Here is a 23,582-nt window from a genome sequence, read left to right as displayed (position 1 = left end):
CTGCTGACACTCAGGCGAACGCTTGATTTGTTTTTGTTGAGATCTCATTGATGACTGTTTTTTAAAAGCAGAATCTTTTTTTTCTGCATAAGACGACGGGCCTGCGAAAAGGAAGCTCATCACCATGAAGCTTCTAACTAGTATTTTAATATTCTCTACCATAATAAAGCTCCCGTCACAGGATCGACAACACCAAAGCCGCCGCGAACTTGACCGTTGATTGTTGTAAATGCCCCCAAAAGATAAAGACGATCATCAACCAATTTAATACTGCTTATGCCCCAGGCCCCATTCACATCCGCATTCCAAGGCAGTAAAGCGCCCGTCTCGGGATCAACGGCCGCGACGCCATTTCTGTAAGTACCGCCCACCTGGGTAAATGGGCCTGTCAGATAAATCGCAGAATCTGTCGAAGCCACAACATAGCGGCATCCTGAACAGCTGGAATTAAACTGTGTCACCCAAGAATTCAAAGTCGCCGAGCCAGTATCAAACGACGCCATATTCTTTCGCGGAACCCCGTCCACCATCGTAGCGTCGCTGTCGAAACTGATGTATATTTTAGATCCTTGCACCCAAACCTGCCTGATTTCTCCAGCATCCAATGCAGGATCGAACCCCGTGACCCCCGAGCCCATCGTGGCATCCAATGCCGCAACCCCATTTCTTGAAACCCCGCCAATGGTGGTAAAGGAGCCCACTACATACATCTGCGAAGCCGCCAAAGTCATTTGGGCAATCTCACCATCCGGATCGGGGTTCCAGGACAAGACGGCTCCGGTGGTCGCGTCAACAGACGCCAATAAGTTGCGCGAACTCCCACCCATACTGGTGAACCATCCACTCACATAGACAGTTGATCCGGAAACCAACATTGTTGCGGCCGGTCCATTGGGTGAAGGATCCCAAGCAGTGATACCTCCCCCAACAAGATTAATTCCTGCTAAGGTGTAGCGGTTTTCTCCGCCTATCGTATTAAAACCACCCAGAACATAAAGCGTATTTCCCTGACGTTCCATTTGCCAAATATCTCCGTTTGGATTCGGATCCCACGCCGTCACCTTTCCAGAGACTCCATCTAAGGCCACAAGATTACTTCTGGCGGTTCCACCCACGGCATCAAAATATCCTCCGACAAATATTTTAGAGCTAAGAACTTCGACATCGGTGATCCAGAAGTAATCGCCCACTTTATAAAAATCGGGCGCGCTCCAGGTTGTGAGCAATCCTGTCGAGGACTCGATGACGGCCAGTCCACTGCGTGAAAGTCCGGACCCGATGACGGTGAATTCCCCGCCCACGTATACAGACGAACCCGAGGCCGCAATACACGCAATGTCCCGGTCCGCAGGTTTGGGATTCCAGGATGTCGCAAGTCCCGTGGTCGCGTCGATCGCAGCTATTTTACTTCTGGAAGCACCACCAATGCTGGTGAAATACCCAATCACATAAATCGTTGAGCCAGAGACAGCAAATGCCGAGATTCCATCATTTGGGTTTGGGTCCCAGTCCGTGGCAACACCCGTGGTGACATCCAAAGCTGCTAGATTATTTCTTGAAGCTCCACCGATGACCGAGAAATATCCACTGACATAAATTGTGGAACCAGAAACTGAAATTTCGGTAATGGGACCACTAGGCGCTGGATTCCACGAAGTGGCAAGACCCGTCGTCGTATCCAGAGCGGCTAACAGCGGTCGCAAAACACCACCAATAGTAGAAAAATTTCCGCCCACATAAACTGTCGAACCAGAGACGGTGATGACATCCACTGTCGTCCCATCAGGATTGGGATTCCAAGCTGTCGCCACGGCCGTCGTCGCATTTAAAGCGGCTATGTGATTTCGGGAAGCGCCACCAATGGCGTTAAACTGACCTCCGGCATAAACTGTCGAACCAGAAACTGCGATCGTTTCGATATTTCCATTGGGATCGGGAGTCCATGATGTTAGAGCTCCGGTGGCGCTATCAAGGGCGGCTAATCCGACCCTTGGATCCGATCCGGCAGTACTAAATTCTCCGCCAACATAGACTGTCGAACCCGAAACAGCGATAGAGTACACACCACCGTCCGCGTTCGGGTTCCAGGCTGTCGCAAGCCCCGTTGCCGTATCTAGTGCCGCCAGATATTCTCTTGCCGCACCACCGATGGAGGTAAAGTATCCTCCTACGTAAACTGTCGAACCAGAAACTGCCAGTGATAAAATTTCGCTGTTCGCATCTGGGTCCCAAGAAGTCGCCACGCCTGTAGTAACATCTAAAGCGGCTATTCTATTTCTTGCGGCCCCACCAATGCTGCTAAACCAACCGCCGACATAGACCGTTGAACCGGAAACCGCGATGGACGAAACACCGTCATTGGCATTTGGATTCCACGCGGTCGCCAAGGCCGTCGTCGCATTAAGGGCGGCTATATGATTTCGAGAACTGCCACCAATAGCCTCGAACCAACCACCGGCATAGACTGTGGATCCCGAAACGGCGATGGATAAAACGATCCCGTCAGCATCCGGATTCCACGATGTGGCAAGACCCGTCGTCGTATCCAAGGCGGCCATGTAATTTCTTGCAGCCCCACCCACTGTCGTAAACCATCCGCCCACATAGGCCGTTGCACCAGAAACCGCTATGGTATTGATCCAATCGTTGGACTCTGGGGCCCAGGAAGTTGCCACTCCGGTGACGGCACTTAATGAGGCAAGATTCGCTCTTGAAACACCCGCAATGGTTGTAAAGGCTCCACCGACATAAAGTGTACTGCCGCTGAGATAAAGCGCGTTCACGTACCCATTCACTCCAGGAGCAAACCCCTCATCCAGAGTTCCGTCGGCATGAAGATGAGCAAGCCCTCCTGCTAAATCGACATCTTGAAAGGAAGTAAAGTCTCCTCCGACAAACCACCCGCCATTGCCATCTGAGATGACGGCGTAGATATGTCCATTGAAGTCGCTCTTTTGAAACGAAGACTCCGGTCTGATATAGAAGCCATCACTCATACTCAAGGGCACGCCGCCATTCTGACTTTCTTTGTCGCCAACGCCTCCGACATAAAGGCGTCCCCCACCAAAAGCCAGTGCATATATTTGCCATCCACTAATTTTTGCAGGTGGCAAAAAAGACAGATCCAGTTGGCCATTGCCATTGATATGCGCCAACCCGTTACGAGGGATGCCACCGACGTGTTCAAATTCGCCGGCGATATACCATCCGCCCGCTCCGTCAGAGACGCTATGCCACACGGGCCCATCAACAGCCATCGTCGATGCATCGAATCCGCTGACGGGCGCTGCCGTCCCAGAATCCAACGAGACCCCCGACCCTGTGCAGGGACCCGCCGTAGAAAACCCGCCATACAACAGAGTTCTGTTGTCACTGAGCTTTAGAACATTCCCGACTTCCCCAGCAAAACACTCTGCTTTCATCCCGGGAATTGGCTGCCCCCACAAAATTCCTTTCTGTGAAAAAAAACCAAATGGCATCGACCCAGCGGCCTGACCAAAAATTTGTGGTGAAAAGAAAAGAGCACCGAGAATGCCGAAACAAAAAATGGCTTTGAAGAACGTGCCTTGCTTCATGTTGCTGCTCCTATTGGAATCCACTCATCCAAGAAATATAACAATCTAGGTTGGCGCCATCTTGCACAGTTAAAATGGTATAGGTGCTACGAGCGCCGGCTTCGGTGGCGCCATTGGCAGGATTGAAATAGGAATTTGTACATCCTGAAAAAGTGTAGGTGCGCGACGTGGTGTCGGATATAACCAAAGTATAAGTTCCGCCATCCACGATGTTGTCTAACGTGATAACGTCACCGCCGACGGATTTTAAAAGATGATTATTTGCCAAAGTTAGATTTACGATAGATCCGGAATTAATAATATTCGTGCGCGAAACGACAGCTCCACCGACCACGTCTAATTTCACCTGTGGTGTGGTCGTACCAAGACCAATGCGGCCCCCTTCTGGAGCCGTGGTAAGTGTGAATTGATCTAAATTTCCGTTTGTACCCATCTGAATCGAACCCGCCACCTGGCGATTTACCATGCGAAAATCATTGCCGTTGTACCCCATAATAAAACCGTCATTTTGGGTCGCGCCCGTGGTAGTGGTCGTTATCTGAACATCCCCCTCGTGAACCTGAAGCTTATTTGTGGGGTTGGAAAGACCAATGCCCACCTGTCCCGCGCTGTAGTATATATCACTTCCCGCAGTCACCCATTGCGATCCAGTCGGGATCGTGGAGGTACAAATAACACCATTGCCAGTCGAGTCCGCGGTACACATCTTATTCGCGACCAATCCGCCGGTACCAAGTAGTGGAATATTTCCCGCGGCATTTCCCGTATTCACTGTCGCAGAGGTTCCCAAACCTAAGTTCGTTCGAGCCGCCGCCGCTGTTGTCGCACCGGTACCACCATTGGCAATCGCCAAAGTTCCAGTGAGGTCCGTTGCCGCATTAACTGCCGCATTCACCCAGGCACTTCCGCTATAGCGAAGCACCTGCCCCGTTGCAGGCGACGTCACCGTGGCCGACAATTTTGTATCGAGTTGTGTTTGCACGGACGAAGTCACTCCTGACAAATAGCCCAGCTCTGTGTGGCTGACAGAAGATGCAGTCGGAATACCATTACCGTCAGAAATCAAAGCTTTGTTCGCCGTGATCGCGGCCGCTTCAATGATGGCTCCGCCACTGGAGGCCATGATACGATTGTTAATCAACGTCGCAGAGGAATTCGTTCCACCATGCGCGATGGGAAGAACACCCGTGATATTCGAAGCCGCAATATTCGGAAGCATTGTCGAAGCCAACTTACCACTGGCATCCAGTTTGGCGATCTTATTGGCGTCACCCGCGCCACCCGCTGTGCCCGAATTCAAAGTCAGAATAGGACTCGTGGAACCGCTCACAGAAATGTCTGCATTGGCGGAAGAAACGGACAACACGCCAGCGCCGGATTCGCCTGCGGTGAACCATTCCCACTGGCCGGAAGTGTTGTTCCAACGCAACGACTGACCGTTCTGACCCGAGCTTGGCACGGTCCCCACAGAGGGAACATTCTTCGCCGCATTTAAAATTTTATTTCCGTTCATGTCGATATCACCCGACATCTGGCCACCAGCTAGTGGCAGCTTCGTCGCATCCGAGGTGCTGATCGTTTGCCATGTCCCATCACCGCGAAGATATTTGGTGTTATCCGCAGTACCTGTTCCTAAACGGGCAACCGCCAAAGTTCCGGTTGTTACTTTTGCAGCATCCAAACCGTTGATAGCCTGACAAGTGAAAGAATCCGTCAATGAAGACCAATTCAAAGTCTCATTCGCGCTACAACTGGAAACACTGAACGCACTGCCGACAGTTCCCGCCACACCCGCAAGATCCGCGAGCTTCAAAGCCGCCGGAGTCCAATCGCCCCCATCATAACGAAGGACTTGCCCGGCAGTTGTGGCAGTCGCACTCACGGTCTGTCCTTTGATTTTATTCACCGCTGGATTTGGATAGGTTCCACCAAGGTCTCCACCAGCCGAACCGCCAGGCACCGTACCAGTGATAGTCACATGGCCCGCGCTGGTTAAGCGTCCCTGGGCATCCACAGAAAATGTGGCCACTTGAGTCGCTGAACCATACGAGCCCGCACTCACCGCCGTGTTGGCCAAGTTCAAAGTCACGGCGCCACTAGCGCCCCCGCCACTAAGACCTGTGCCGGCGGTCACACCTGTGATCGTTCCGCCGGATCCACTGGCGGAGCTGATCAAATCCCAGGTCGCTCCATTGTATCGGTAAATTTTTTGCGAATCCGTTGCGACGAAAAGATCTCCGGTGGCACTTCCTGCGGGAGCTGCGCCCTCAAGGCCGGCGGTAATTTTGCCAACGCCGCCGCCATTCACAACACTGTCAGTAATTCCATAACCACCCAAGGTTGTGGGTTTACCCGTCGTGATTTTACTCCAATCCAGAGAGGGAATATCCGCAGCCACCAAGGATGCAGCCCCCGCCGTCACGCGGCCTTGTGCATCCGTCGTCACCTTATAGTAGGTTCCCGCGGTTCCGGTGTTTTTTAAAGTTAAAGCGCCGGTATTGCTAAGAGTGGCGTCCCCCGACATCGTCACGCCTGTGGCGATATTAGATCCGTTGCCGACAAAAATACTTCCATCATTCAAAGTGGAACTCAACGCGTCCGTAATACCATAACCGCTTAAGGTGGTCGGTTGACCGGAAAGATCTGCAAAGCCCAGAGTCGCATTCACCCAGTTGGAGCCATCATGACGAAGGACCTGTCCTGCCGATGGCGACGCCACAGTCGCCGACAACTTAGAGTTCAACTGCGTTTGCAAAGAAGAAGAGACTCCGGAAAGATAACCGAGCTCTGCATCAGACACTGCAGAGCTGGTGATCACACCACTCGAGTTTGAGACGAGAGCTTTATTCGCGGTCATCGTCGGCAGCATCGCTGAAGTCAAACGACCGTTGCCATCTAATTTTGCGATCTTATTGGCGTCCCCCGCCCCCCCTGAGGTGGCAGAGTTCAAAGTTAAAATAGGATTCGCCGAACCGCTGACACCTATATCTGTATTAGCAGAAGACACCGACAAAACACCGGCGCCGGATTCACCCGCCGTGAACCATTCCCACTCACCCGAAACATTGTTCCAACGTAAAGTCTGACCATTTTGCCCCGAGCTGGGAGCCGCTGCCACAAACGGAACGTTGGTGACATTCAAGATTTTATGCCCATTCATGTCGATGTCACCTGACATCTGGCCACCGCTTAAGGGAAGTTTTGTCGAGTCTGAGGTGTTTAAAGTCTGCCACGTTCCATCGCCGCGAAGATATTTTGTCGTATCTGCCGTTCCCGTTCCTAAACGAGCCGTCGCAAAAGTCCCACTTGTGACCTTCGCCGCATCCAAGCCGTTAATGGCCTGACAGGTGAAGGAATCCGTTAGTGAAGACCAATTTAAGGTTTCATGCGCACTACAACTTGAAACACTGAAAGCACTTCCGACAGTTCCGGCAACGCCGGCCAGATCCGAAAGTTTTAAAGCAGCCGGCGTCCAGCTTCCGCCATCAAAGCGCAGAACTTGCCCCGGTCCGCTGGCGGTTGCACTGATCGACTGCCCTTTGATTTTTTCCACGGTCGGAGATGGGTAGCTGCCTCCCAAATCTCCTCCGGCAGAACCGGTGGGAGTTCGAGCATCGGTAAAGCGCGAGTCATTGCCGGCGGCCACCGTATTGGCCGTGGTTCCCACATGGACTGTTAAAACAGGAGTGGTGCCCGCGTCTGTGACGGTCAAATAACTATTGGCGCTGCTCACATTGGTCACGGTGCCTCCGGAGGCCCCGCTAACGGCTACGCAAGACATGACACTGCCATTCCAGCTTAAATACTCTCCGCTATTACAGGTAGGAATGCCGATTTTTGTTAAGAAGTCAGAGGAAGAATAGGACCCCAGCTTTTGGGCAGAGATCGCATAACCCGCAAACGGCACCGAGCGAATCACGTTGTCTGGGGAAATCGTTCTCCATCCTTGCCCATCATAGAAATGCACACGCAGGACGCGTCCATCATCAGTTAACGGTGTGTAAGTTCCTGATCCCGTACTACAACTATAACTACCGCTGGAAGAAGAACATACGCCACAGGTGAATGGGTCGTTATTATTAAAAGCGGCTAAGGCCGTGGCCCCGGCACTTAAGGGATACTGAACAGTCCCCTTACCGATGGGAACATCGAAAACCCCTTTGGAGTTCACCATATTATAGCCGTAAACCTGCTCTTGAAAAATCACACAAGATCCCGTGGGATTTAGGATCTGAAAAACGAAGCTGACGTTTTCGTACTCTAAAGGCTGGCCATCCGACTTAATGATGCGGCCCTGATAAGTCAAATTGGTGGGCGTCGCCCATGCAAGTGAACCGAAAAGAACCGCGAGCACTGCAACTATTAGAACTTTTTTTGGGCTCATAATTCGACCTCTCACTAATACGTCCCCATAAATTCGAAAAATATCCACATACTGTTCGGAGAGTTATTTTGGTGGCTCAATCGATGCGAGGAAATATTCGCTCTGACGGTCCGTCAGAGCGGGGATTCATTGCGACCTTTTAAAAATTTTTTTAAACCGGGGTAGGACTATGGCGAGAAGTAAGGAATTTCTATGATGGCCCTTATATTATGCCGGCCGGCCAGGGCTTTGACGACTCCGCGAAGTGCCATGATGTTTTGTCCACGAACACCGATAAGATATCCAATACATTCTTTTGAACAGTCTACTCGATAGACGGTGGTCTTGGCGCCGATCTCGGCCTTCACAACGACGGAATCAGCCTGAATAACCATCCTTTTGATTAAATCTTCAAGGATGACACGAATCTCCTCGCGCACTTCCAGACTTCTTTCTTCGTCAGTGATCTGTGGTGCCTCTGATTGAGCTTTCGTCTTTCTGATGACAATCATGAATTCTCCCTCTTACCAAAATCGTAAGCTGATCAAGAATTCTGATTCAAACCATTTCGAAACCCGCGCTCGCCGACGAACCAAGTTCTGCTCTTTCACTTAGAAGAACAGGCCCAAAGATGGTTACCGCCTATTTCATTTCCAGTGTAAAGATTCGGCTGTTCTCATTGCTTTTCCCGGCATCGCAGGAAAGATATTGCTGCCAGTCACCGAAGATAAGATCTGAACACGTTGTCTCTTTCTGAGTCCAGACATAAATGCGAGTTCGACGTTGGCCTTCTTCATTTGTGACGGACACCTGATAGTTTCGTATTAAGGAACTGACCGAACCAACGACCGACCCGTCCTTATCAGCAATGTCGAACCCACCATAAACGGACAATGCGGAATACAGTTGTTCATTTTTATACTGCACCTGAACAAAATGTCCTTCAAGAAAAAGTCCCGACTGCAAAGTAACGGCGGTTGTGAATGAAGGTCTTCGACAAGAATCACCCGCAACGACTGTCGTAAGATTTCTGTCCTTATTGTATTTCAATTTCCAAGAGCATTCTTGTTTAAGGTCCCGCAAGACCTGGGCTTCCAGAAGGACGCCGTCGTCGGCCACAAAGGGTTGGTGCAAATCCACAAGCCAGCCTTGGTAATTATAGTAAGTAAAACCAATCTTGCTTAAGAAACTCAGATAACGTGCTAAATTATAGTCCTGAGGGTTTTCACTCATGATCACGCGAACCATGGGACGAATTAAATAGGAGTGCGCCCCCGGCAGACTGTCTAAAAGATTCTTGAATAAGACTTCGTGAATTAAAAGAGCGGCCTTTGAGTTCCCGTCAAACATCTTCCAGATTTGCGCATCGAAATCGTAGGTGTAGCTGTCATTGATGGGATCGCGACTTTGCACCGCAGCCTGGTTCAAAGCACATTCAACCGGAACTTTAACCGGGCCTTCATCGGAAATATTCGCAAGGGATTCCCCGCCCGCAGTCCAGCGAATATGATTCTTAAGGTATTCCAGCTCTCGCAGCCATTGGGCTGATCGTTGCGGATCTAGGAACTGCCAAGCCTTTAATAGTTCCTGAGTGCGTTCGAAAGGATCTGTTATGGATTCCAATTGAAAGGAGTGAACACCCCCGGCTTCGTCCAGATCCAAAAGAACAACGCGGTCGTCACACAAAAGTGCGTCACCACCATTGCCGACTTCATAGCCGGCGTTCGCGTGACTCGCAATCAAGAGAAAGAGACCGACCTTAACGACTGATTTTGATAAGTTGAATATTGAGATCATAAACTTCCGAGGCCTCCCCCTCCTCTAAAAATTTACTTAACTTTCTTCGGAACTGACGAATCATCTTTTTGGCTTCAGGAATTTTTTTAACGTCAATGGCCATCGTCATCGAGGTGATATCTCTTTCAGAGACAGAGGATTCAGTCAAAGATTCTATGGCTTTGGTAATTCTTTTTTTGTGAGACTCGCGGATGATTTCGGAAGGAATATCGGTGGGGGTGATGATGCTGGCGGATTTGGGAATCAACCGTCCCCCGTTTCGCGCCAAAAAACCCAGCTTTTCAAGATTTTCCAAGGCGGTTCCAATCACCTCCGAGGAGTAACCCAGGCGTTCGGCGATGCGCTCAACCCCCATCTCGGCCACCGTCGTTTTTAGCAGCGAAAGAATATAGAAGTAAACCGGATCGGAAATCAGTCTGAATTGTTCTAGATCCAAAGAAATCGTGTCCTCGCCGACGTATTCAGTTCGTTCGTTATAGGCTCGACTGACTTGAATGAAGAGTTCTTGTTGGTCCCGATCGACTCCCAGCTTGCTAGCCAGGGCTGCGGCCGCCTTATTCGAGATGCGCTGTCGGCCATTTAAAATATCAGACAGCCGTCCTGACGAAATCCCAAGTGACACCGCAAAAGCTCTCAGAGAGTAGCGATGATTCTTGCTCTTTCTTGCATGATAAACGGACTTAAGAAAATCAGCCGGAGTATCCATTCAATTCCACCCAACAGTTATTTCGCCGTTCAAAGATCCTACGCTAAAAAGCATATATAAAGCGCTCTTATCACGGCCAGAGCACTAGTTGCAAGAAATATGGGCATCGGTAGAATCCCCGGGAAAACGATTCCTTAGAAAAAACAAAAGGAAACCTTCCACCGCAAAATCAATCAGGGAAAGGCTTTGCTGGGAGGGGTAAAATTCGCAGTATATCGCGCGACACCTTTAGTGATTCTGAAATCGTCTAAGTAGCCCACGATACCGTAACCGGCCAAGCCGTCGTCTTTAGTTCCTATTACAGGAGACGTACCACCTGTTTGAGTGGCCGCAATTGTCGCCGTGGTCGAATCCTTGACTCCATTAACATAAAAACTCAATGTCGATCCGCTTCGAACAATAGCAACATGGCTCCAGGTATTGATGGCCACAGAAGTGGAAGTGGCTTTATAAGAGGTCCCATTAAAATATTCCAAACGGTAAACACCCCCAACATTCACCAAACCCATACAGTACATCGCCGCGGTTCCTCCGTTGGTTCTGGCGTCAAAAATTCCCCACGCGGTTTGCAGGACCGTCGGATAGACCCAGGTCTCAATAGTGAAATCTCCATTATATGTGAAATCCGCACTGGTGGGCAAAACCAGACGATGACCTTTCGCAAACAGTCCGCTGGCTGTGCCGTACTTCACTTGCGCTGTACTGGTGGTGGGAGATCCCGTCAGAGTGATCGTTTTGCCTTTGACATCAGTAAAGGTGGAGCCACCGTTGGCTCCATCCATGTGCAATCCCAACACGACACTTCCCGAATAGGGATCCTCTCCCTTGGTCGAATGAAAGACACGCATCTGCATGGGATTGGCTTCCACCACAGAATGACCACCCCAAGTCGCTCCTAAAAAAATCAAAACACAAAAGAGATCCCGCAAACATCTTCCTAGAACCAATTGCTCTTTCACGACATTCCTCTTTTAGTATTCCGTCCAAGAAATAAAGACATTCGATCCAACACGAAGAAAACTAAACGTGGCCATTTTTCCCGAGGTCACACTGCTGCCGGTCGCTGGAAACTTATAGGTATTCGTTCCATCGGTGAAGGTGCAGGTGCCACCATTGGTGCCCGTCATCACCAGTGTGTAAACGCCACCATCAAGCAGATTCTGCATGGTATAGGTCACCGCTGTGCCCCCGCCGCAATCACCGGAAGTATACTGAATATTACTGTTGTTCCAATTCACCGTCAGAGCATTGGCGGCCGGCGCACCGGCATTGGCCACCTGCGTGCGCATTTGCCCAACGACATCCAGCTTCGCTGTAGGATTCGTGGTTCCGATGCCGACATTGCCTCCAGGCATCAGCCTCATGATTTCTCTATCCGCGCCCCCGTCTCTGTTATTAAAGCGCATCGAAGACGAAAATGTACTTACAGAGGCATCTTCCGTCACAGCTTCAATACTCGACGTATAACCGCTCCATGAACTCCCCGAGGTGGCTAGCATAAATCCTAAGCGTGCTCCATATCCGACGGCCCCGGGCGTTTGCAGGTTTGCAACGCCAATTGCTGTCTTTATGCTACTTCCAGAATTGTTCACCGAGAGCCGATTAAAGCTATTGGCAGTCATACCAATTCCGACGTTACCCGTGCTGTAGGAAATATCACTTCCCGCCGTCACCCATTGAGATCCTGTCGGGATGCTGGAGGTACAAATAACTCCACTGCCGGCTCCATCCGCCGTACACATTTTATTGGCGCTCAGACCACCTGTACCCAACACAGGAATATTCCCCGCCGCACTTCCAGTGTTCACAGTCGCTGCTGTTCCTAACTCTAAGTTCGTTCGTGCCGCGGCTGCCGTCGTGGCACCAGTTCCGCCTTTAGCTATGGAAATTGTCGGTAAATCGGCAGAAGCAATCGTTCTGAATGTGGGGGCTCCGGTGGTTCCATCTGGTGCCGCCAAAAAAGTATTCGCCGCTTGCGAAGCCAGACTCGCCGTCAACGTCCCACTGTTTGTGACCGGAGAATTCGTCACAGAAAATATACTGGGAAGGCTAAGTCCCACGCTTGTCACCGTGCCGCCACTGGGTAAATCGCCCCAGGTGCCATCACCGTACAAAACCTTCGTGTTGTTCGCCGTTCCTGATCCCAATTGAGCGACGGGCACCCGTGAATTTGCATTTAAGGAGGCAATGCCATTTGCCGCGGCTTTTTGTGCTGTGATCCGCGCATCCACATCCGCATTGAAGTTCGCAATATCTGAACTTACCAAACTAGCACAACCAAAACCCGTCGTCCCCGTCCACTTCAGAACATGACCGACGGTGGTACAATAAAAATCATTGATGGTCGTTCCCGTCGTTGCATCCGTGGCCAACAATCTATTCGTTCCCGCCGACCCGGGTGAAGCAACAACTTTTGCAAGAGACGCTACGGCCCCGTCGGCAATCTTCGACGAAGTCACAGCATTATTGGCAATTGTTGTGGTCACAGAGCCACTGGAAAATCCCGACGACGTCACGTCCCCGGTCAAAGCCATGATATAGTTTCCTGCGGCTTGTTTGGAATTGAATGTCGTCCAATCGGCGGAGGACAAATATCCATTGGCAGAACTGGTCGCCTTCGGAAGATCCAAGGTCGGAGCCGCTGAAGTGCCGCCCACGACAAGAGGATTTCCTGCGGTTGCCGCGGCAGACACCGAGGTCACAGTCCCTGAGTTGATGGATTCCCAACTGGGAGCAACGCCAGGGCCATTGCTTTTTAAATAGTATCCATTTGTTCCCGCAGCCAACTTAGACAAGGAAGTCGGGGAAGAAGCGTAAAGCAGATCACCAATCGCATAGCTGGTTTGCCCCGTGCCTCCGTTAGCAACACCTATAGTTCCTGTGATGTTCGAAGCGGCAATGCTTGGAAGCATGCCTGAACTTATTTTTCCACTGCCATCTAGCTTGGCAATTTTGTTCGCATCACCGGCTCCGCCCGAGGTGCCAGAATTCAAAGTTAAAATCGGATTCGTTGTGCCACTTATAGAAATGTCGGAATTCGCCGATGACACGGATAAAACACCCGCACCGGACTCGCCGGCTGTGAACCATTCCCACTGAGACGAGGTATTGTTCCAGCGCAGTGATTGACCGTTCTGCCCTGAGCTTGGTGCCGCAGCCACGAAAGGAATGTTCGTGACATTGACGATCTTATTCCCGTTCATATCGATAGCGCCCGACATTTGCCCACCCCCAAGAGGGAGCTTCGTCGCATCAGAAGTGCTCAACGTCTGCCACGTTCCATCGCCGCGCAGATACTTGGTATTATCCGCCGTGCCGGTGCCGAGTCTTGCCGTATCAAAAGTTCCACTGGTTATCTTGGCCGCATCCAAAGAAGGAATATCTGCACTACTCAGCGCTGCACAACCAAACCCTGTCGTTCCCGTCCACTTCAGAATATGACCTACGGTGGAACAATAGAAATCCATGACAGTTGTGCCTGTCGTGGTGTCCGTCGCAATCAATCTGTTCGTCCCGGCAGAACCAGGACTGGAAATGATTTTAGTCACTTGCCCTACGGCACCGTCGGCAATTTTACTAGAAGTCACAGCATTATTCGTGATGGAAGCTGTCACGGATCCCGCGGAATAACCACTGGATGTCACATCACCATTGAGCGAAGTAATGTAACTTCCCGCGACCTGTTTACTATTGAAGGTCGTCCAATCCGCAGAAGACAAATATCCATTCGTCGTACCGTTGGCCACAGGAATATCCAGAGTCGGTGCTGTCGCCGTACCTCCAATGATAAGCGGATTCCCCGCTGTTCCCGCCGCCGTGACACTGGCGACGGAACCTGAATTTGGAGAAATCCACTCTAACACACCATTACTGTCCTTCGCTGCAAGCACCTGTCCTGCAGTCCCTTTATTTTCGGGAAGTGTTAAAATATAACTAGTACCACCCGCGCCCGCGATATCACTGGGGGCCTGAACGCCAATAGAACCCGGGCCACTTCCCGAATGATCATAAAGAAAAATTCTTTTTGCGGTAATATCCTTCGTTGTCTGAATATTACCACCGATCAGGGCATCGCCTGTGGTTGTTAGCTGCTGTCCGCTTAAACTTCCCGTGGTGGCAATAGCGCCGGAGGTGTTAATACTGGCCGTACTCGATAAGGCAGAAGCCGTCACATTGGAAAGCTGCGAACCATCCAACACGGGCAATTTTCCACCGCCATCCAACTGTACAATCTGATTCGCACCGGTTCCCACATCGACGGCCAGGGTTCCTGAAACGGTGATAGGGTTTCCAGAACTTGTCACGTTCTTTAATCCAGTTCCTGCCGTCACACTTGTGACAGTCCCGCCGTTGGCTCCATTCACGGAAGCACAGATCAGATTTCCATTTCCATCGTCCTTTAAGAATGAGTTCGCCGTACACGTCGGAAGATCCGCTTTGGCGAAAGGCTTAACCATCGGATCTGTCTCAGTGTAACTCGTCAACGGAGTTACACCAGTCCATCCGCCGTTCCATCCCAAAACCTGCCCATTTGCCAGAACCGGAACTGCGACCCCACCCAGTTCCCCCGCCTTTTCAAAGTGTGAGGAACTTCCATTGAGTAAGTTCAAAAGTTCAGTGAAGTTGGCGGTACTTAAAGGGGTGGCTGTGCCACTGCTAAGACGAAGCACGGAACTCGCCGGAGTACCACCCACATTCTGTGTGTCATAGGAGTTGACCGCTAAGGGCACAAAATTGATATCCATAAGTGGCAGAACCTGCGCCGGCCCACTATCCACAGAAAAAGAGACGTAAAGCTGACGTTGATCCAACGCATTTGGTGTATAAGACGTCCCACTATGACAGATCAATTTTGGAGTGTTGACCGTATTGAAGGTGTAAGAACCGTCGTTTGAAAAGACTTTCTCCATAACAATGCCCGGGTCGGTCGCAGTTCTGGCTCCGAAACCATCGCCGATAGGAATCACGAAAACACCGTCACTGCCGCTCATGGACAGTGTTCGAGATTCCTCATAAAGAAGACATTTGTCAGGGTTGGGACTATAAATTCTGACCGTAAATGTGACGTTGGAACTTTCCACAGGTCTTCCCGCGGCATCCACAATTCGACCATGGTAGGTAATCACCGCTCCCGCCCAGGAAGACATCGGAAGAAACAATAGACCCAACAGAAACAGTAAGTATTGTTTAATCATGAATGCTTACTCCCTGAATAAGGTGGATTGAACACTGGTTCGAACGTGATAGCCTTGCGAGGTTTGCACCTCTGAGGGCCCTTTGTAATAACTGACGGAAGACTGAACTCGGTATCCCGAAGACGTCACCACTCCCTGCTGACTGACGGGAACGACTTCCTTATTGCCAGATACTTTTTGCGGAATCACGACTTCCTCATGACTTATAAGATCCACAATGCTGGCCTGCATAGAGCACGAGGATAAGATGAACGCTGTGAAAAATGCCGACAGCATCTTCCACGCCGTTCTATTTTCACTTTTGTTTGCTCGCTTTTGAAACACGTCCATAAACTTCCTTATTAAAAACGAACTCCATTCACAAAGACGCTATCGGTACCCTTGTTCTCTTTTTTGAACAAGAACGAGCGCATGGCCGCATAATTTGCTCTAGAGTGAGTCAGAGCGACTGGACCTTACACTCTTGAAATTCCGATGAAATCTGACTCGACAGAGTGCCACTCACGATGCACGCGAAAATACCGATAAGGACGAGAATGAAATTCCTGACTCTAGTTCTCTGTTCTATTGCAATTCTTGGCTGCCAGCATCTGACGAGCCGTCAGCCTGCTTCGGACGCCCTGATACGGCCAAAGTGGGGCTCAGAGAATTTAAACCGGTTATCAGACCGGGCGATGTTGATCGTTGTGCATGCCTCGACCCAGTTCGATGAAAAGAAATCTGCCGCCGCAGGCATTGACGAACTGGTTCAAGAATTCAAAACGACAGGACGCCCCGTCGTCTATTTGGTCAGTGAGCCCAGCCCTCTCGGTTCGGACCACTGGTACACCGCTGATCGCTCGCCTGATTTTGAAGTTTTTTCTGAGGGCGGTGAACACAATCTTCCCGTGAGCGCCGACGAGGTTACTATCGTCGGTGGATTCTTTGGCAGTACCGACACCATGAATGGCTGTCATGCACTGGCGATAAAAGATGCGATTCGCATGCACTTCGAGTTTTCGTCGAAACCATTCACCGTGCATCTGCCGATGTCGGCGATTTACTTTTATTCGGAATGGGAAGAATTTCGGCGAGAGCTTCTTGAAACCGGAAGCATGGATCTAAGCAAGATTGAAATAGAAAAATATCCTTTTGCGTCTTTATTCTTTTTAAGAGAAGGAAACAACGGCGCTGGCGACGATGGTTATGAACAAAACTTCGCCCATCAATATTCGGGGAAAGCGAATCAGACGTATCGCCCCGGCGAAGATGTGAATCGGCAAAAATACCAATTCAACTTTTCTATCAACAATCGACTCATCGAATCCCTTCCGGGGCCAGGCGAAAGAGTCGTGAATATAAATCTGATACCACGCTAACAAAGCCTCTGCCAAAATGTCTCAACGTTACGACATTCTGTCGCACGATGAAAATGCCGAGCCTCTATTTTGCTTCTTTCATGGCTCACAATTTGCTTTTACAGACAGTAAGGAGTCAAAAATGCAAAAAGCACTCATTGTGGCGACCGCGTTTCTAATTCTGGCAGGTTGTCAGACCATGACCTATGACAATGAACAAGCCCTGGATAGAAAAATTCAGGACGAGCAGCAAGCCAATACACCAGAAGATATTGTTCAGCGCGCTGCGGATGTGTTCTCTTCCGCTCCCGGTTTAACCGATGAGCAAAGACAAAAATTGAAAACTCTTTATTTACGAACATACGCGCAATCTTGGCAAATTCGGAAAGAAATCGGACAAATGAAATCCCTTCTATTCAAAGAAGCTGCCGTCAATAAGTTCAGTTCTCCTGATATCAATGAACTCACTCAACGCATCGTTGCCGCCGACAATCGACGCCTGAATATTATGTTTTCAGCCCTTGAGGAATTGCAAAGCATAGTGGGGTACGGCGAAGATAAAAAAAATCTATATGAAAAGCTGCGTAATTATGAAATTCCGGGAAATACGCTGCGCTAGGAGTCGGGATGAGTATCTATCACAGTCACTTAAAAGTTCTATCGCACTCGGACTGTCTTCGCCTGCTTCAGGATGCCAGCTTTGGTCATCTTGGTTTCCATTGGAAAGGAAAAATGGTGATTCTTCCCACCAACATTCATTTCCAGGATGCGCCCTCCTCGACGGAAGAAACACAGATGTAAGAGGCCGTCTGCAAAAGTCCACCAGCTTTTTTCAAAACCTGAGAAACTGTTGTCACCCGACTTCCCGTCATAATTCGAAACTCATCGAGATTGGGTTTGATCAGCAACAATCCAGAGGCCCTTATTTCCTTCAGGATCAGCCCCGGACAATCAACCACGACATCCATCTTCTGCTGTTGGGCCCGCTGAATGAGTCGATTCAAATCCTGAACTTGAAAATGAGGCGGCAATGAACCGCCCACCACCAACGTCTTAGCGCCGCGATGCTTTGAAACTATTTTCATCAGTTCCCGGATCTCAGTGTTTTTTATTTCGGGACCGGCAAAGCTGAAGCGGGTTTGTCGATGATCACTTTTATTCGCGATCGTCACATTAATCCTGGTCGAAGCTTCTGTTTTTATGAACTGCTGTTGCACGCCTTCCAGCTCTAATAATTTTTGCACTTCCTCCCCGATACTTCCCCCTAAAAATCCCGACGCCAGAACCGGGACCTGCAAACGGTGAAGAATGCGCGCCACGTTGATGGCGCTTCCTCCCGGTGATCTTTTTTCTCCGTGAACGTAGGTTTTCTCGTTCACATTGATTTTTCTGACAAATCCACTGATATCCAACGCGGGATTGGGAGTGATGGTAAGAATTGCTTCCTTCATAGTCTTACTCATCTTGAATGACTGCCTTAGCGGACAAATGGGCGCCAACAACCTTTTGCAGCTCGAAGAGGCCGTTATAGACTTTCTTAAGAAAAGACTTGTCATGCTCAATAAAAATAAAATTGCTATGCTGAGACCAAAGCGCGCGCAACTTTTGATTCAGTTCAATAGCAAGCTCCAAAGATTCGATGCGAATCGGATTTCCGCCTTCAATGGAAATTCCCCCGACTGCGGCCGTCTCAAAAAATAGAACCGCATCATAACGGGCTAGTTCTTTTTCAAAGGTCGTTCCTAACGCATCAAAAAAGTCTGCGGGTTCTCCGGGCCAGTAAGCCGCGCCATCAATAGTCCCGCGGTCACACAGAAGAAGGCGATGTTCATATTCGACGGCTTGGGCGTCTTCCAGGCAGACTTGAATTTGGTAAATGGCCTTTTGTGCGACTTTCTTCACCTCGGAACGGACAGAGCGAGGAAAACCACCCGAATACAAAAGAGTGGCGGACTCGGGAACCACAACAACCTTGTCACCGATTTCTCGGCGGTACAAATCCACGGCCGTGGTTTTCCCACCGCCAGGTCCTCCCGTTAAAACGATTCGAAAGTCCTTTCTTGGCATATCCGCCTCCAAGACCATTATTGTCCAAATCGAAAAAACTCCGGACACAAAAGCCACTGAAAATGTGAAGAAGCATGTTGCGGGGAATGCCGATTGAGGGAACATACTCGCAGGAGGTTTTCGTGAAGGCCCTGATTTTACACAAGCATACGAAGATAGAGCAAAGTCCGCTTGCCCTGATTGAAACGGCCATTCCGCAACCCTCTGTGGGTGAAGTTCTTATCAAGGTGATCTGTTGCGCTGTTTGTAGAACCGATCTTCATGTCATAGAAGGTGATCTTGCCTCGTCGACAATGCCCATTATTCCGGGACACCAAGTTGTGGGAGTCGTGCACCAACTGGGGCCTGGTTGCGATAGTCTGAAAGTCGGCGATCGCGTCGGTGTGGCTTGGCTCGGGCGAACTTGTGGTCAATGCTCGTACTGTCGCGAAGACAAAGAAAATCTTTGTCTTCGTCCTCAATTCACCGGATATGAACTTCAGGGGGGCTATGCCGAGTACATGGTGGCGGCAGAGAAATTCGTATATCCTCTACCCGCAAATCTCGACGCCGTTCACGTGGCCCCCCTCTTGTGTGCGGGCATTGTGGGATACCGGGCGTTAAAGCGCAGCAACTTCCAACCCGGCCAACATCTTCTAATTCTTGGCTTTGGGTCTTCGGCTCATCTTATGTTGCAGTTGGCTCTCGCACTCGGAGGCCGCGTCTCTGTCGTCACCCGCGCTCTTAGTCATCAGAAACTGGCTTTGGAATTAGGAGCTTCCCGGGCGGGGTCCACGGTTGCCGATCTTCCTGAGGCGGCAGAAAGCGCCCTTCTTTTTGCACCTGCGGGAGATTTAGTACCAGACAGTTTATCAGCTCTAAAACGCGGGGGACTCTGGCTGTTGCGGGAATTCATCTTTCCGAAATTCCGCAACTCGATTACGAAAAACATCTTTTTTATGAACGGGATTTAAGGTCCGTCACCGCCAATACACGAAAAGATGGCGTCGAGTTTCTACAGCTCGCTTTTACCCATAAGATCATTCCGCAAGTGACCGTCTATGACTTCACTGATGCCAACCAAGCTCTTCTTGATTTGAAGCTTGACCGCATCAACGGCACGGCCGTTCTCCGCGTGGAGGACTCGTCGTCATAAACTATTGCGCCGTCCAGCCACCATCCACGGCCAGGGCATGACCAGTTACAAACGAAGCCTGATCGGAACAAAGCCACAAAACAGCCATGGCGATTTCATCGGGCGTTCCGAGTCTTCCCAGTGGCGTTGCCTTTTGCAATTCCTGCAAAGCCTGCGGGTTGTTTTGGGCAAAGCGATCCACCATCGGCGTGCGAATGACCCCGGGGCAAACCGCATTGATCCTGATATTTTGTGGTGCGTATTCTAAAGAGGCACTTTTAGTCAGACCGATCACGCCATGTTTGCTGGCCACATAGGGCGACGAGGCTTTAAATCCCACAAGGCCCGCAACGGACGCGCAATTTACAATCGCCCCCGCGCCATTTTTGAGCATACTGGAAATTTCGTATTTCATGCACAACCAGACACTGCGAAGATTGGTGGCGATGACACGTTCCCAATTGGCATCGGAAACCTCTGCCAACAAAGCCGAGTCGCCTTCTATACCGGCATTGTTGAAGGCGCAACTAAGCCCGCCCATATGCCTTTCGACGTGTTCCAACATCGACTGTATGGAAGAGGGATGCGAAACATCACAAGGAAAAAAAGTGGCGTCTCCGCCATTGGCAAGAATGGATTTGACCGTCTCAATGCCGCTTTGTTCATTCACGTCTGACACCGCCACCCAAGCCCCCTCCTGCGCAAAGGCTAAGGCCGTCGCCCGACCAATTCCTGAACCAGCTCCCGTCACCAGAACGACTTTGCCGGAATAGTTATACGCAAGGCTGGACATGTCTCCTCCCCGTTTCCCGAATAAGTTTCCATTATTAAAAATGGTTCAACTCGTCGTTTTAGGGAACTGAATTAAGAAGACGATGCCAACGACCATGTTGCATATTTTCAAAGAAAAATGTCCTAACAGGTCAGCCCTGGGCCCTCATCCGCACAACTTTTTCCTTCGGGAAATTCCGGGTGTATCTTTTTGTGAGGTTGCAGGTCAGGTTTGTGTCTGCAAGATGTTTGCGGAATCATTTCCAAACCCTGACGCAACTTCGTTTCACTTTGGTAGCCCACGGAATGTGCCAACTCTTTGCCATCCGGAGATACCAGACTGATTGTAGGAACCGCGCGAACGTTGAACAAATCCGCAATTCTTTGATTTTCGGGACGGCCCACATTCACGCGGACAATTTGCACATTCTGCGAATTGCATTCCGCTTCAACGGCGGGAAGATAAGCCTCCATTGCATGACAAATAGGACAGGTGTCGGTGTGAAAGAACAGAAGTTTGTGCGGGGCCAAGCGCGGGCTGTTTAAAGTCACGACGTCTCCGGTAGAGGTCACAAACTCGATCTCGGTCACCGCTTTTTCAGATTCAAAAATCGCTGGTAAATTACTTTGCGTCAAAATCAAGACACCCAAGATCATCAAGCCATATCCCGTCGCCTCTTCGATTTTGGGAAGGTGCTTGCGCAAAGCTTTTAACTTTGCCGCAACCATTTCTCCCCCAAAAGCGAGGGCGATAAAAGGTGCCACCACACCGGCTCCAAACGTTAGCATCATTAAGGCGCTTTCCGTGAGCGATCTATCTTGAGTCGCCACGTAAGCAAGCACACCCCCAAGAATAGGTCCCACACAGGGCGTCCACGCTAAACCGAATGTGGCGCCAAAGACAAAGCCATGAAGAGATTGAGGAAAGTACTTCTTTAAATCCGGCAAAAAAGCAGAACGCGACATCCAGGAAAAAATTTTGGATTGATCACTGTTCTTCAAGACCAAGCCCGACATCTTTAAACCGTACAGCAAAAGAATTATTCCCGAAATCGTCAAAAGATAAACTTTGGATTCACCCAAAAAATCTGTCACGAAGGGCAGGCTTAAACCCATCAAAGTGAACGTCAAAAGAAAGCCAAAGGCAAAAAGCAATGTCGCGCGCACCCGCGCATACTTCGAGGAACCTTCCGTCATGATATAGTTCGCCGCGACCACTGGGACCATGGGCAGCACACAAGGAGAAATAAAGGTTCCAAGTCCTGCGACAAAAAGTCCTAACCAGGTGAGGGTCATATTTTATCTCCTTGAATTAATTGAAGCTGGAAAGGACTTTCGCGAAAGCGAAATGCTTTGTAGCCCCGGCTACGCAAATGACGAACAGCTTCGCTCGCTAAAGAACAGTATCGTCCGCGACAATAGACATAAATCGGCTTCGACTTTAATAATCCCAGATTCTGATAGTTTTTTATATCAACAAGATCCTCGGCAGGAATAGCTAAGGCCCCGGGGACTTTGGTCATCGCCGATTCTTTAGAAGACCGCGCATCGACCAAAACAGCTTTTCGCTTTGCCACCAACTTGAAAACTTCCGCAGGCGTTTCCCCAGCAAGAAGCTCTGCGTCCGTCAAAAGGCGTTCCTTATTGCTTAGTTCCTCGTCGACCTCCTGGGCAAGATCCTGAAAACCTTCCCACAGTCGAAGAACCTGAGAACTGCCAATACTGTAAATGCGGCTTAATCCCCGCCGTTCGCAGCGGACGATCTTCATTCGCGCCAATCTTTGCAAATGCTGTGAAACATTGGCGACGGACTCGCCAGTTTCGTGGGCCAGTTCTTCGACGCTGCACTCACCTTGAGCTAAAATCTGCACGATTTTTAGTCGCGCCGGTGACGCAAATGCCGATACAACCTGACTGATAGTCTCGTAAATCTCTTTACGAACTTCTTTCGCTTGGGCGGACGACTTGAGAAAAACTGCATGTTTTGACATATATTCAAGTATTCAATAGAGTTCTTGAATAGTCAAGAGCGCTGCTTCTAACTGAAAAGGCTTTGTAAACTCAGTGACTTAGCTTGACGATCGCTGCTTCTTCGCGACAGATAGAAGAAAGGCGTTTTCACCTTTCTTATCGGTCCTGGCTTTCTTCCGAACCTTCTTGGGCGGCAATTCACTGGATTTTTCGGATCGCGAAAGTTCAGACTGTTTCACGGCGAGACCCAGCAAGGGATTGCCCCGCGCGATCTCACGTATCAGTAACTTCACTTCTTCTTCGAAGTTTTCGGACTCGGCGGGAATATAAAGCCAGTCCTTATTGGCCGGATGATTCTCCAAAAACAGATACTTAAGAAAGAAGGCGTTCTGGGCTTTTTTTTCAACAGGAATAATGCAGCCATTCCAAAGTTCAAAGGGATAACGGACGCCCTTATGCTCATAAAGTCCCCGTCGTTCAACCAAAATAAGGACTAGCTTCATATCCAAGTAGTAAGCCATCCCACCCTGCTTCGGCATACAGTCGTAGCCTGGCGGCAAAAGTTCTTCGATCCACATAAGATTGTCGATTGGTGGTTTCATGCGACGGCCCGATTAAGACCGACGATTTTTCCTTCGTCGGTCAGTTCTAGATCACTTTCGGACAAGTTACTGACCAAGAAGTGA

The 23,582-nt window shown here is 50.0% G+C and carries 18 protein-coding genes; 4 read left to right on the top strand and 14 right to left on the bottom strand.

Going from position 1 to position 23,582, the window contains the following annotated elements:
• Positions 1–155 precede the first annotated feature (155 nt).
• The 8 genes from OM95_RS14905 to OM95_RS14870 all read right to left on the bottom strand — a co-directional run bounded on the left by OM95_RS14905 (position 156) and on the right by OM95_RS14870 (position 15,966).
• A complete protein-coding gene (locus OM95_RS14905) occupies positions 156–3,575 on the bottom strand; it encodes a hypothetical protein (RefSeq protein ID WP_041875486.1) in 3,420 nt (1,139 codons plus the stop codon).
• A gap of 10 nt (positions 3,576–3,585) precedes the next feature.
• Positions 3,586–7,959, bottom strand: a complete 4,374-nt coding sequence (locus OM95_RS14900; RefSeq protein ID WP_041875483.1) for a hypothetical protein — start codon at positions 7,957–7,959, stop codon at positions 3,586–3,588.
• A 167-nt stretch (positions 7,960–8,126) separates the two neighbouring features.
• Positions 8,127–8,450 carry a KH domain-containing protein gene (locus tag OM95_RS14895; protein ID WP_291516561.1) on the bottom strand — a complete coding sequence of 108 codons (324 nt, stop codon included), beginning with the start codon at positions 8,448–8,450 and terminating at the stop codon, positions 8,127–8,129.
• 130 nt (positions 8,451–8,580) lie between these two features.
• A complete protein-coding gene (locus OM95_RS14890) occupies positions 8,581–9,735 on the bottom strand; it encodes a hypothetical protein (protein WP_041875481.1) in 1,155 nt (384 codons plus the stop codon).
• Positions 9,698–10,441: a TIGR02147 family protein gene (locus tag OM95_RS14885; protein ID WP_041875479.1), complete on the bottom strand. Its 744-nt coding sequence runs from the start codon at positions 10,439–10,441 to the stop codon at positions 9,698–9,700. Before OM95_RS14885 ends, OM95_RS14890 begins: the two co-directional genes overlap by 38 nt.
• A gap of 173 nt (positions 10,442–10,614) precedes the next feature.
• Positions 10,615–11,370, bottom strand: coding sequence for a LamG domain-containing protein (locus OM95_RS14880; protein ID WP_291516557.1), 756 nt, complete (start codon positions 11,368–11,370; stop codon positions 10,615–10,617).
• A 42-nt stretch (positions 11,371–11,412) separates the two neighbouring features.
• Positions 11,413–15,636: a hypothetical protein gene (locus OM95_RS14875; RefSeq protein WP_041875474.1), complete on the bottom strand. Its 4,224-nt coding sequence runs from the start codon at positions 15,634–15,636 to the stop codon at positions 11,413–11,415.
• Positions 15,637–15,642: 6 nt separating this feature from the next.
• Positions 15,643–15,966, bottom strand: coding sequence for a hypothetical protein (locus tag OM95_RS14870; RefSeq protein WP_041875471.1), 324 nt, complete (start codon positions 15,964–15,966; stop codon positions 15,643–15,645).
• Between the two features lie 344 nt (positions 15,967–16,310).
• Between OM95_RS14870 and OM95_RS14865 the strand changes: the two genes are divergently transcribed.
• From OM95_RS14865 to OM95_RS17425, 3 genes are all read left to right on the top strand, one after another.
• Positions 16,311–16,994: a hypothetical protein gene (locus tag OM95_RS14865; protein ID WP_291516555.1), complete on the top strand. Its 684-nt coding sequence runs from the start codon at positions 16,311–16,313 to the stop codon at positions 16,992–16,994.
• Positions 16,995–17,115: 121 nt separating this feature from the next.
• Entirely contained in the window at positions 17,116–17,592 is a 477-nt protein-coding gene (locus OM95_RS14860; protein WP_041875466.1) for a hypothetical protein, read from the top strand.
• 8 nt (positions 17,593–17,600) lie between these two features.
• On the top strand, positions 17,601–17,774 hold the full coding sequence (locus OM95_RS17425; protein ID WP_291516553.1) for a hypothetical protein: 174 nt from the start codon (positions 17,601–17,603) through the stop codon (positions 17,772–17,774).
• On the opposite strand, the gene OM95_RS14855 is transcribed toward OM95_RS17425, so the two are convergent.
• Both OM95_RS14855 and OM95_RS14850 read right to left on the bottom strand, forming a co-directional pair.
• Positions 17,729–18,424, bottom strand: coding sequence for a PfkB family carbohydrate kinase (locus OM95_RS14855; protein WP_291516551.1), 696 nt, complete (start codon positions 18,422–18,424; stop codon positions 17,729–17,731). The genes OM95_RS17425 and OM95_RS14855 overlap by 46 nt on opposite strands.
• Positions 18,425–18,428: 4 nt before the next feature.
• Positions 18,429–19,040 (bottom strand): AAA family ATPase, encoded by a 612-nt coding sequence (locus tag OM95_RS14850; RefSeq protein ID WP_041875463.1) that lies wholly within the window; start codon positions 19,038–19,040, stop codon positions 18,429–18,431.
• A gap of 122 nt (positions 19,041–19,162) precedes the next feature.
• Between OM95_RS14850 and OM95_RS14845 the strand changes: the two genes are divergently transcribed.
• Positions 19,163–19,993: an alcohol dehydrogenase catalytic domain-containing protein gene (locus tag OM95_RS14845; RefSeq protein ID WP_291516549.1), complete on the top strand. Its 831-nt coding sequence runs from the start codon at positions 19,163–19,165 to the stop codon at positions 19,991–19,993.
• A gap of 183 nt (positions 19,994–20,176) precedes the next feature.
• On the opposite strand, the gene OM95_RS14840 is transcribed toward OM95_RS14845, so the two are convergent.
• From OM95_RS14840 to OM95_RS14825, 4 genes are all read right to left on the bottom strand, one after another.
• Entirely contained in the window at positions 20,177–20,947 is a 771-nt protein-coding gene (locus tag OM95_RS14840; RefSeq protein ID WP_041875461.1) for an SDR family oxidoreductase, read from the bottom strand.
• 122 nt (positions 20,948–21,069) lie between these two features.
• Positions 21,070–22,221 carry a cytochrome c biogenesis protein CcdA gene (locus tag OM95_RS14835; protein ID WP_041875458.1) on the bottom strand — a complete coding sequence of 384 codons (1,152 nt, stop codon included), beginning with the start codon at positions 22,219–22,221 and terminating at the stop codon, positions 21,070–21,072.
• Positions 22,218–22,916 carry a metalloregulator ArsR/SmtB family transcription factor gene (locus OM95_RS14830; protein WP_041875456.1) on the bottom strand — a complete coding sequence of 233 codons (699 nt, stop codon included), beginning with the start codon at positions 22,914–22,916 and terminating at the stop codon, positions 22,218–22,220. Before OM95_RS14830 ends, OM95_RS14835 begins: the two co-directional genes overlap by 4 nt.
• A 78-nt stretch (positions 22,917–22,994) precedes the next feature.
• Positions 22,995–23,498 carry a hypothetical protein gene (locus tag OM95_RS14825; protein WP_041875454.1) on the bottom strand — a complete coding sequence of 168 codons (504 nt, stop codon included), beginning with the start codon at positions 23,496–23,498 and terminating at the stop codon, positions 22,995–22,997.
• Positions 23,499–23,582 lie beyond the last annotated feature (84 nt).

Origin of the sequence: Bdellovibrio sp. ArHS, from assembly GCF_000786105.1 — a bacterium.
Taxonomy (GTDB): Bacteria; Bdellovibrionota; Bdellovibrionia; order Bdellovibrionales; family Bdellovibrionaceae; genus Bdellovibrio.
This window is presented reverse-complemented; position numbering and strand designations above follow the sequence as displayed.

Coding starts and splice junctions, on each gene's coding strand:
- OM95_RS14905 (WP_041875486.1), bottom strand. CDS start 3,575: ATGAAGCAAGGCACGTTCTTCAAAGCCATTTTTTGTTTCGGCATTCTC.
- OM95_RS14900 (WP_041875483.1), bottom strand. CDS start 7,959: ATGAGCCCAAAAAAAGTTCTAATAGTTGCAGTGCTCGCGGTTCTTTTC.
- OM95_RS14895 (WP_291516561.1), bottom strand. CDS start 8,450: ATGATTGTCATCAGAAAGACGAAAGCTCAATCAGAGGCACCACAGATC.
- OM95_RS14890 (WP_041875481.1), bottom strand. CDS start 9,735: ATGATCTCAATATTCAACTTATCAAAATCAGTCGTTAAGGTCGGTCTC.
- OM95_RS14885 (WP_041875479.1), bottom strand. CDS start 10,441: ATGGATACTCCGGCTGATTTTCTTAAGTCCGTTTATCATGCAAGAAAG.
- OM95_RS14875 (WP_041875474.1), bottom strand. CDS start 15,636: ATGATTAAACAATACTTACTGTTTCTGTTGGGTCTATTGTTTCTTCCG.
- OM95_RS14870 (WP_041875471.1), bottom strand. CDS start 15,966: ATGGACGTGTTTCAAAAGCGAGCAAACAAAAGTGAAAATAGAACGGCG.
- OM95_RS14865 (WP_291516555.1), top strand. CDS start 16,311: ATGTTGATCGTTGTGCATGCCTCGACCCAGTTCGATGAAAAGAAATCT.
- OM95_RS14860 (WP_041875466.1), top strand. CDS start 17,116: ATGCAAAAAGCACTCATTGTGGCGACCGCGTTTCTAATTCTGGCAGGT.
- OM95_RS17425 (WP_291516553.1), top strand. CDS start 17,601: ATGAGTATCTATCACAGTCACTTAAAAGTTCTATCGCACTCGGACTGT.
- OM95_RS14855 (WP_291516551.1), bottom strand. CDS start 18,424: ATGAAGGAAGCAATTCTTACCATCACTCCCAATCCCGCGTTGGATATC.
- OM95_RS14850 (WP_041875463.1), bottom strand. CDS start 19,040: ATGCCAAGAAAGGACTTTCGAATCGTTTTAACGGGAGGACCTGGCGGT.
- OM95_RS14840 (WP_041875461.1), bottom strand. CDS start 20,947: ATGTCCAGCCTTGCGTATAACTATTCCGGCAAAGTCGTTCTGGTGACG.
- OM95_RS14835 (WP_041875458.1), bottom strand. CDS start 22,221: ATGACCCTCACCTGGTTAGGACTTTTTGTCGCAGGACTTGGAACCTTT.
- OM95_RS14830 (WP_041875456.1), bottom strand. CDS start 22,916: ATGTCAAAACATGCAGTTTTTCTCAAGTCGTCCGCCCAAGCGAAAGAA.
- OM95_RS14825 (WP_041875454.1), bottom strand. CDS start 23,498: ATGAAACCACCAATCGACAATCTTATGTGGATCGAAGAACTTTTGCCG.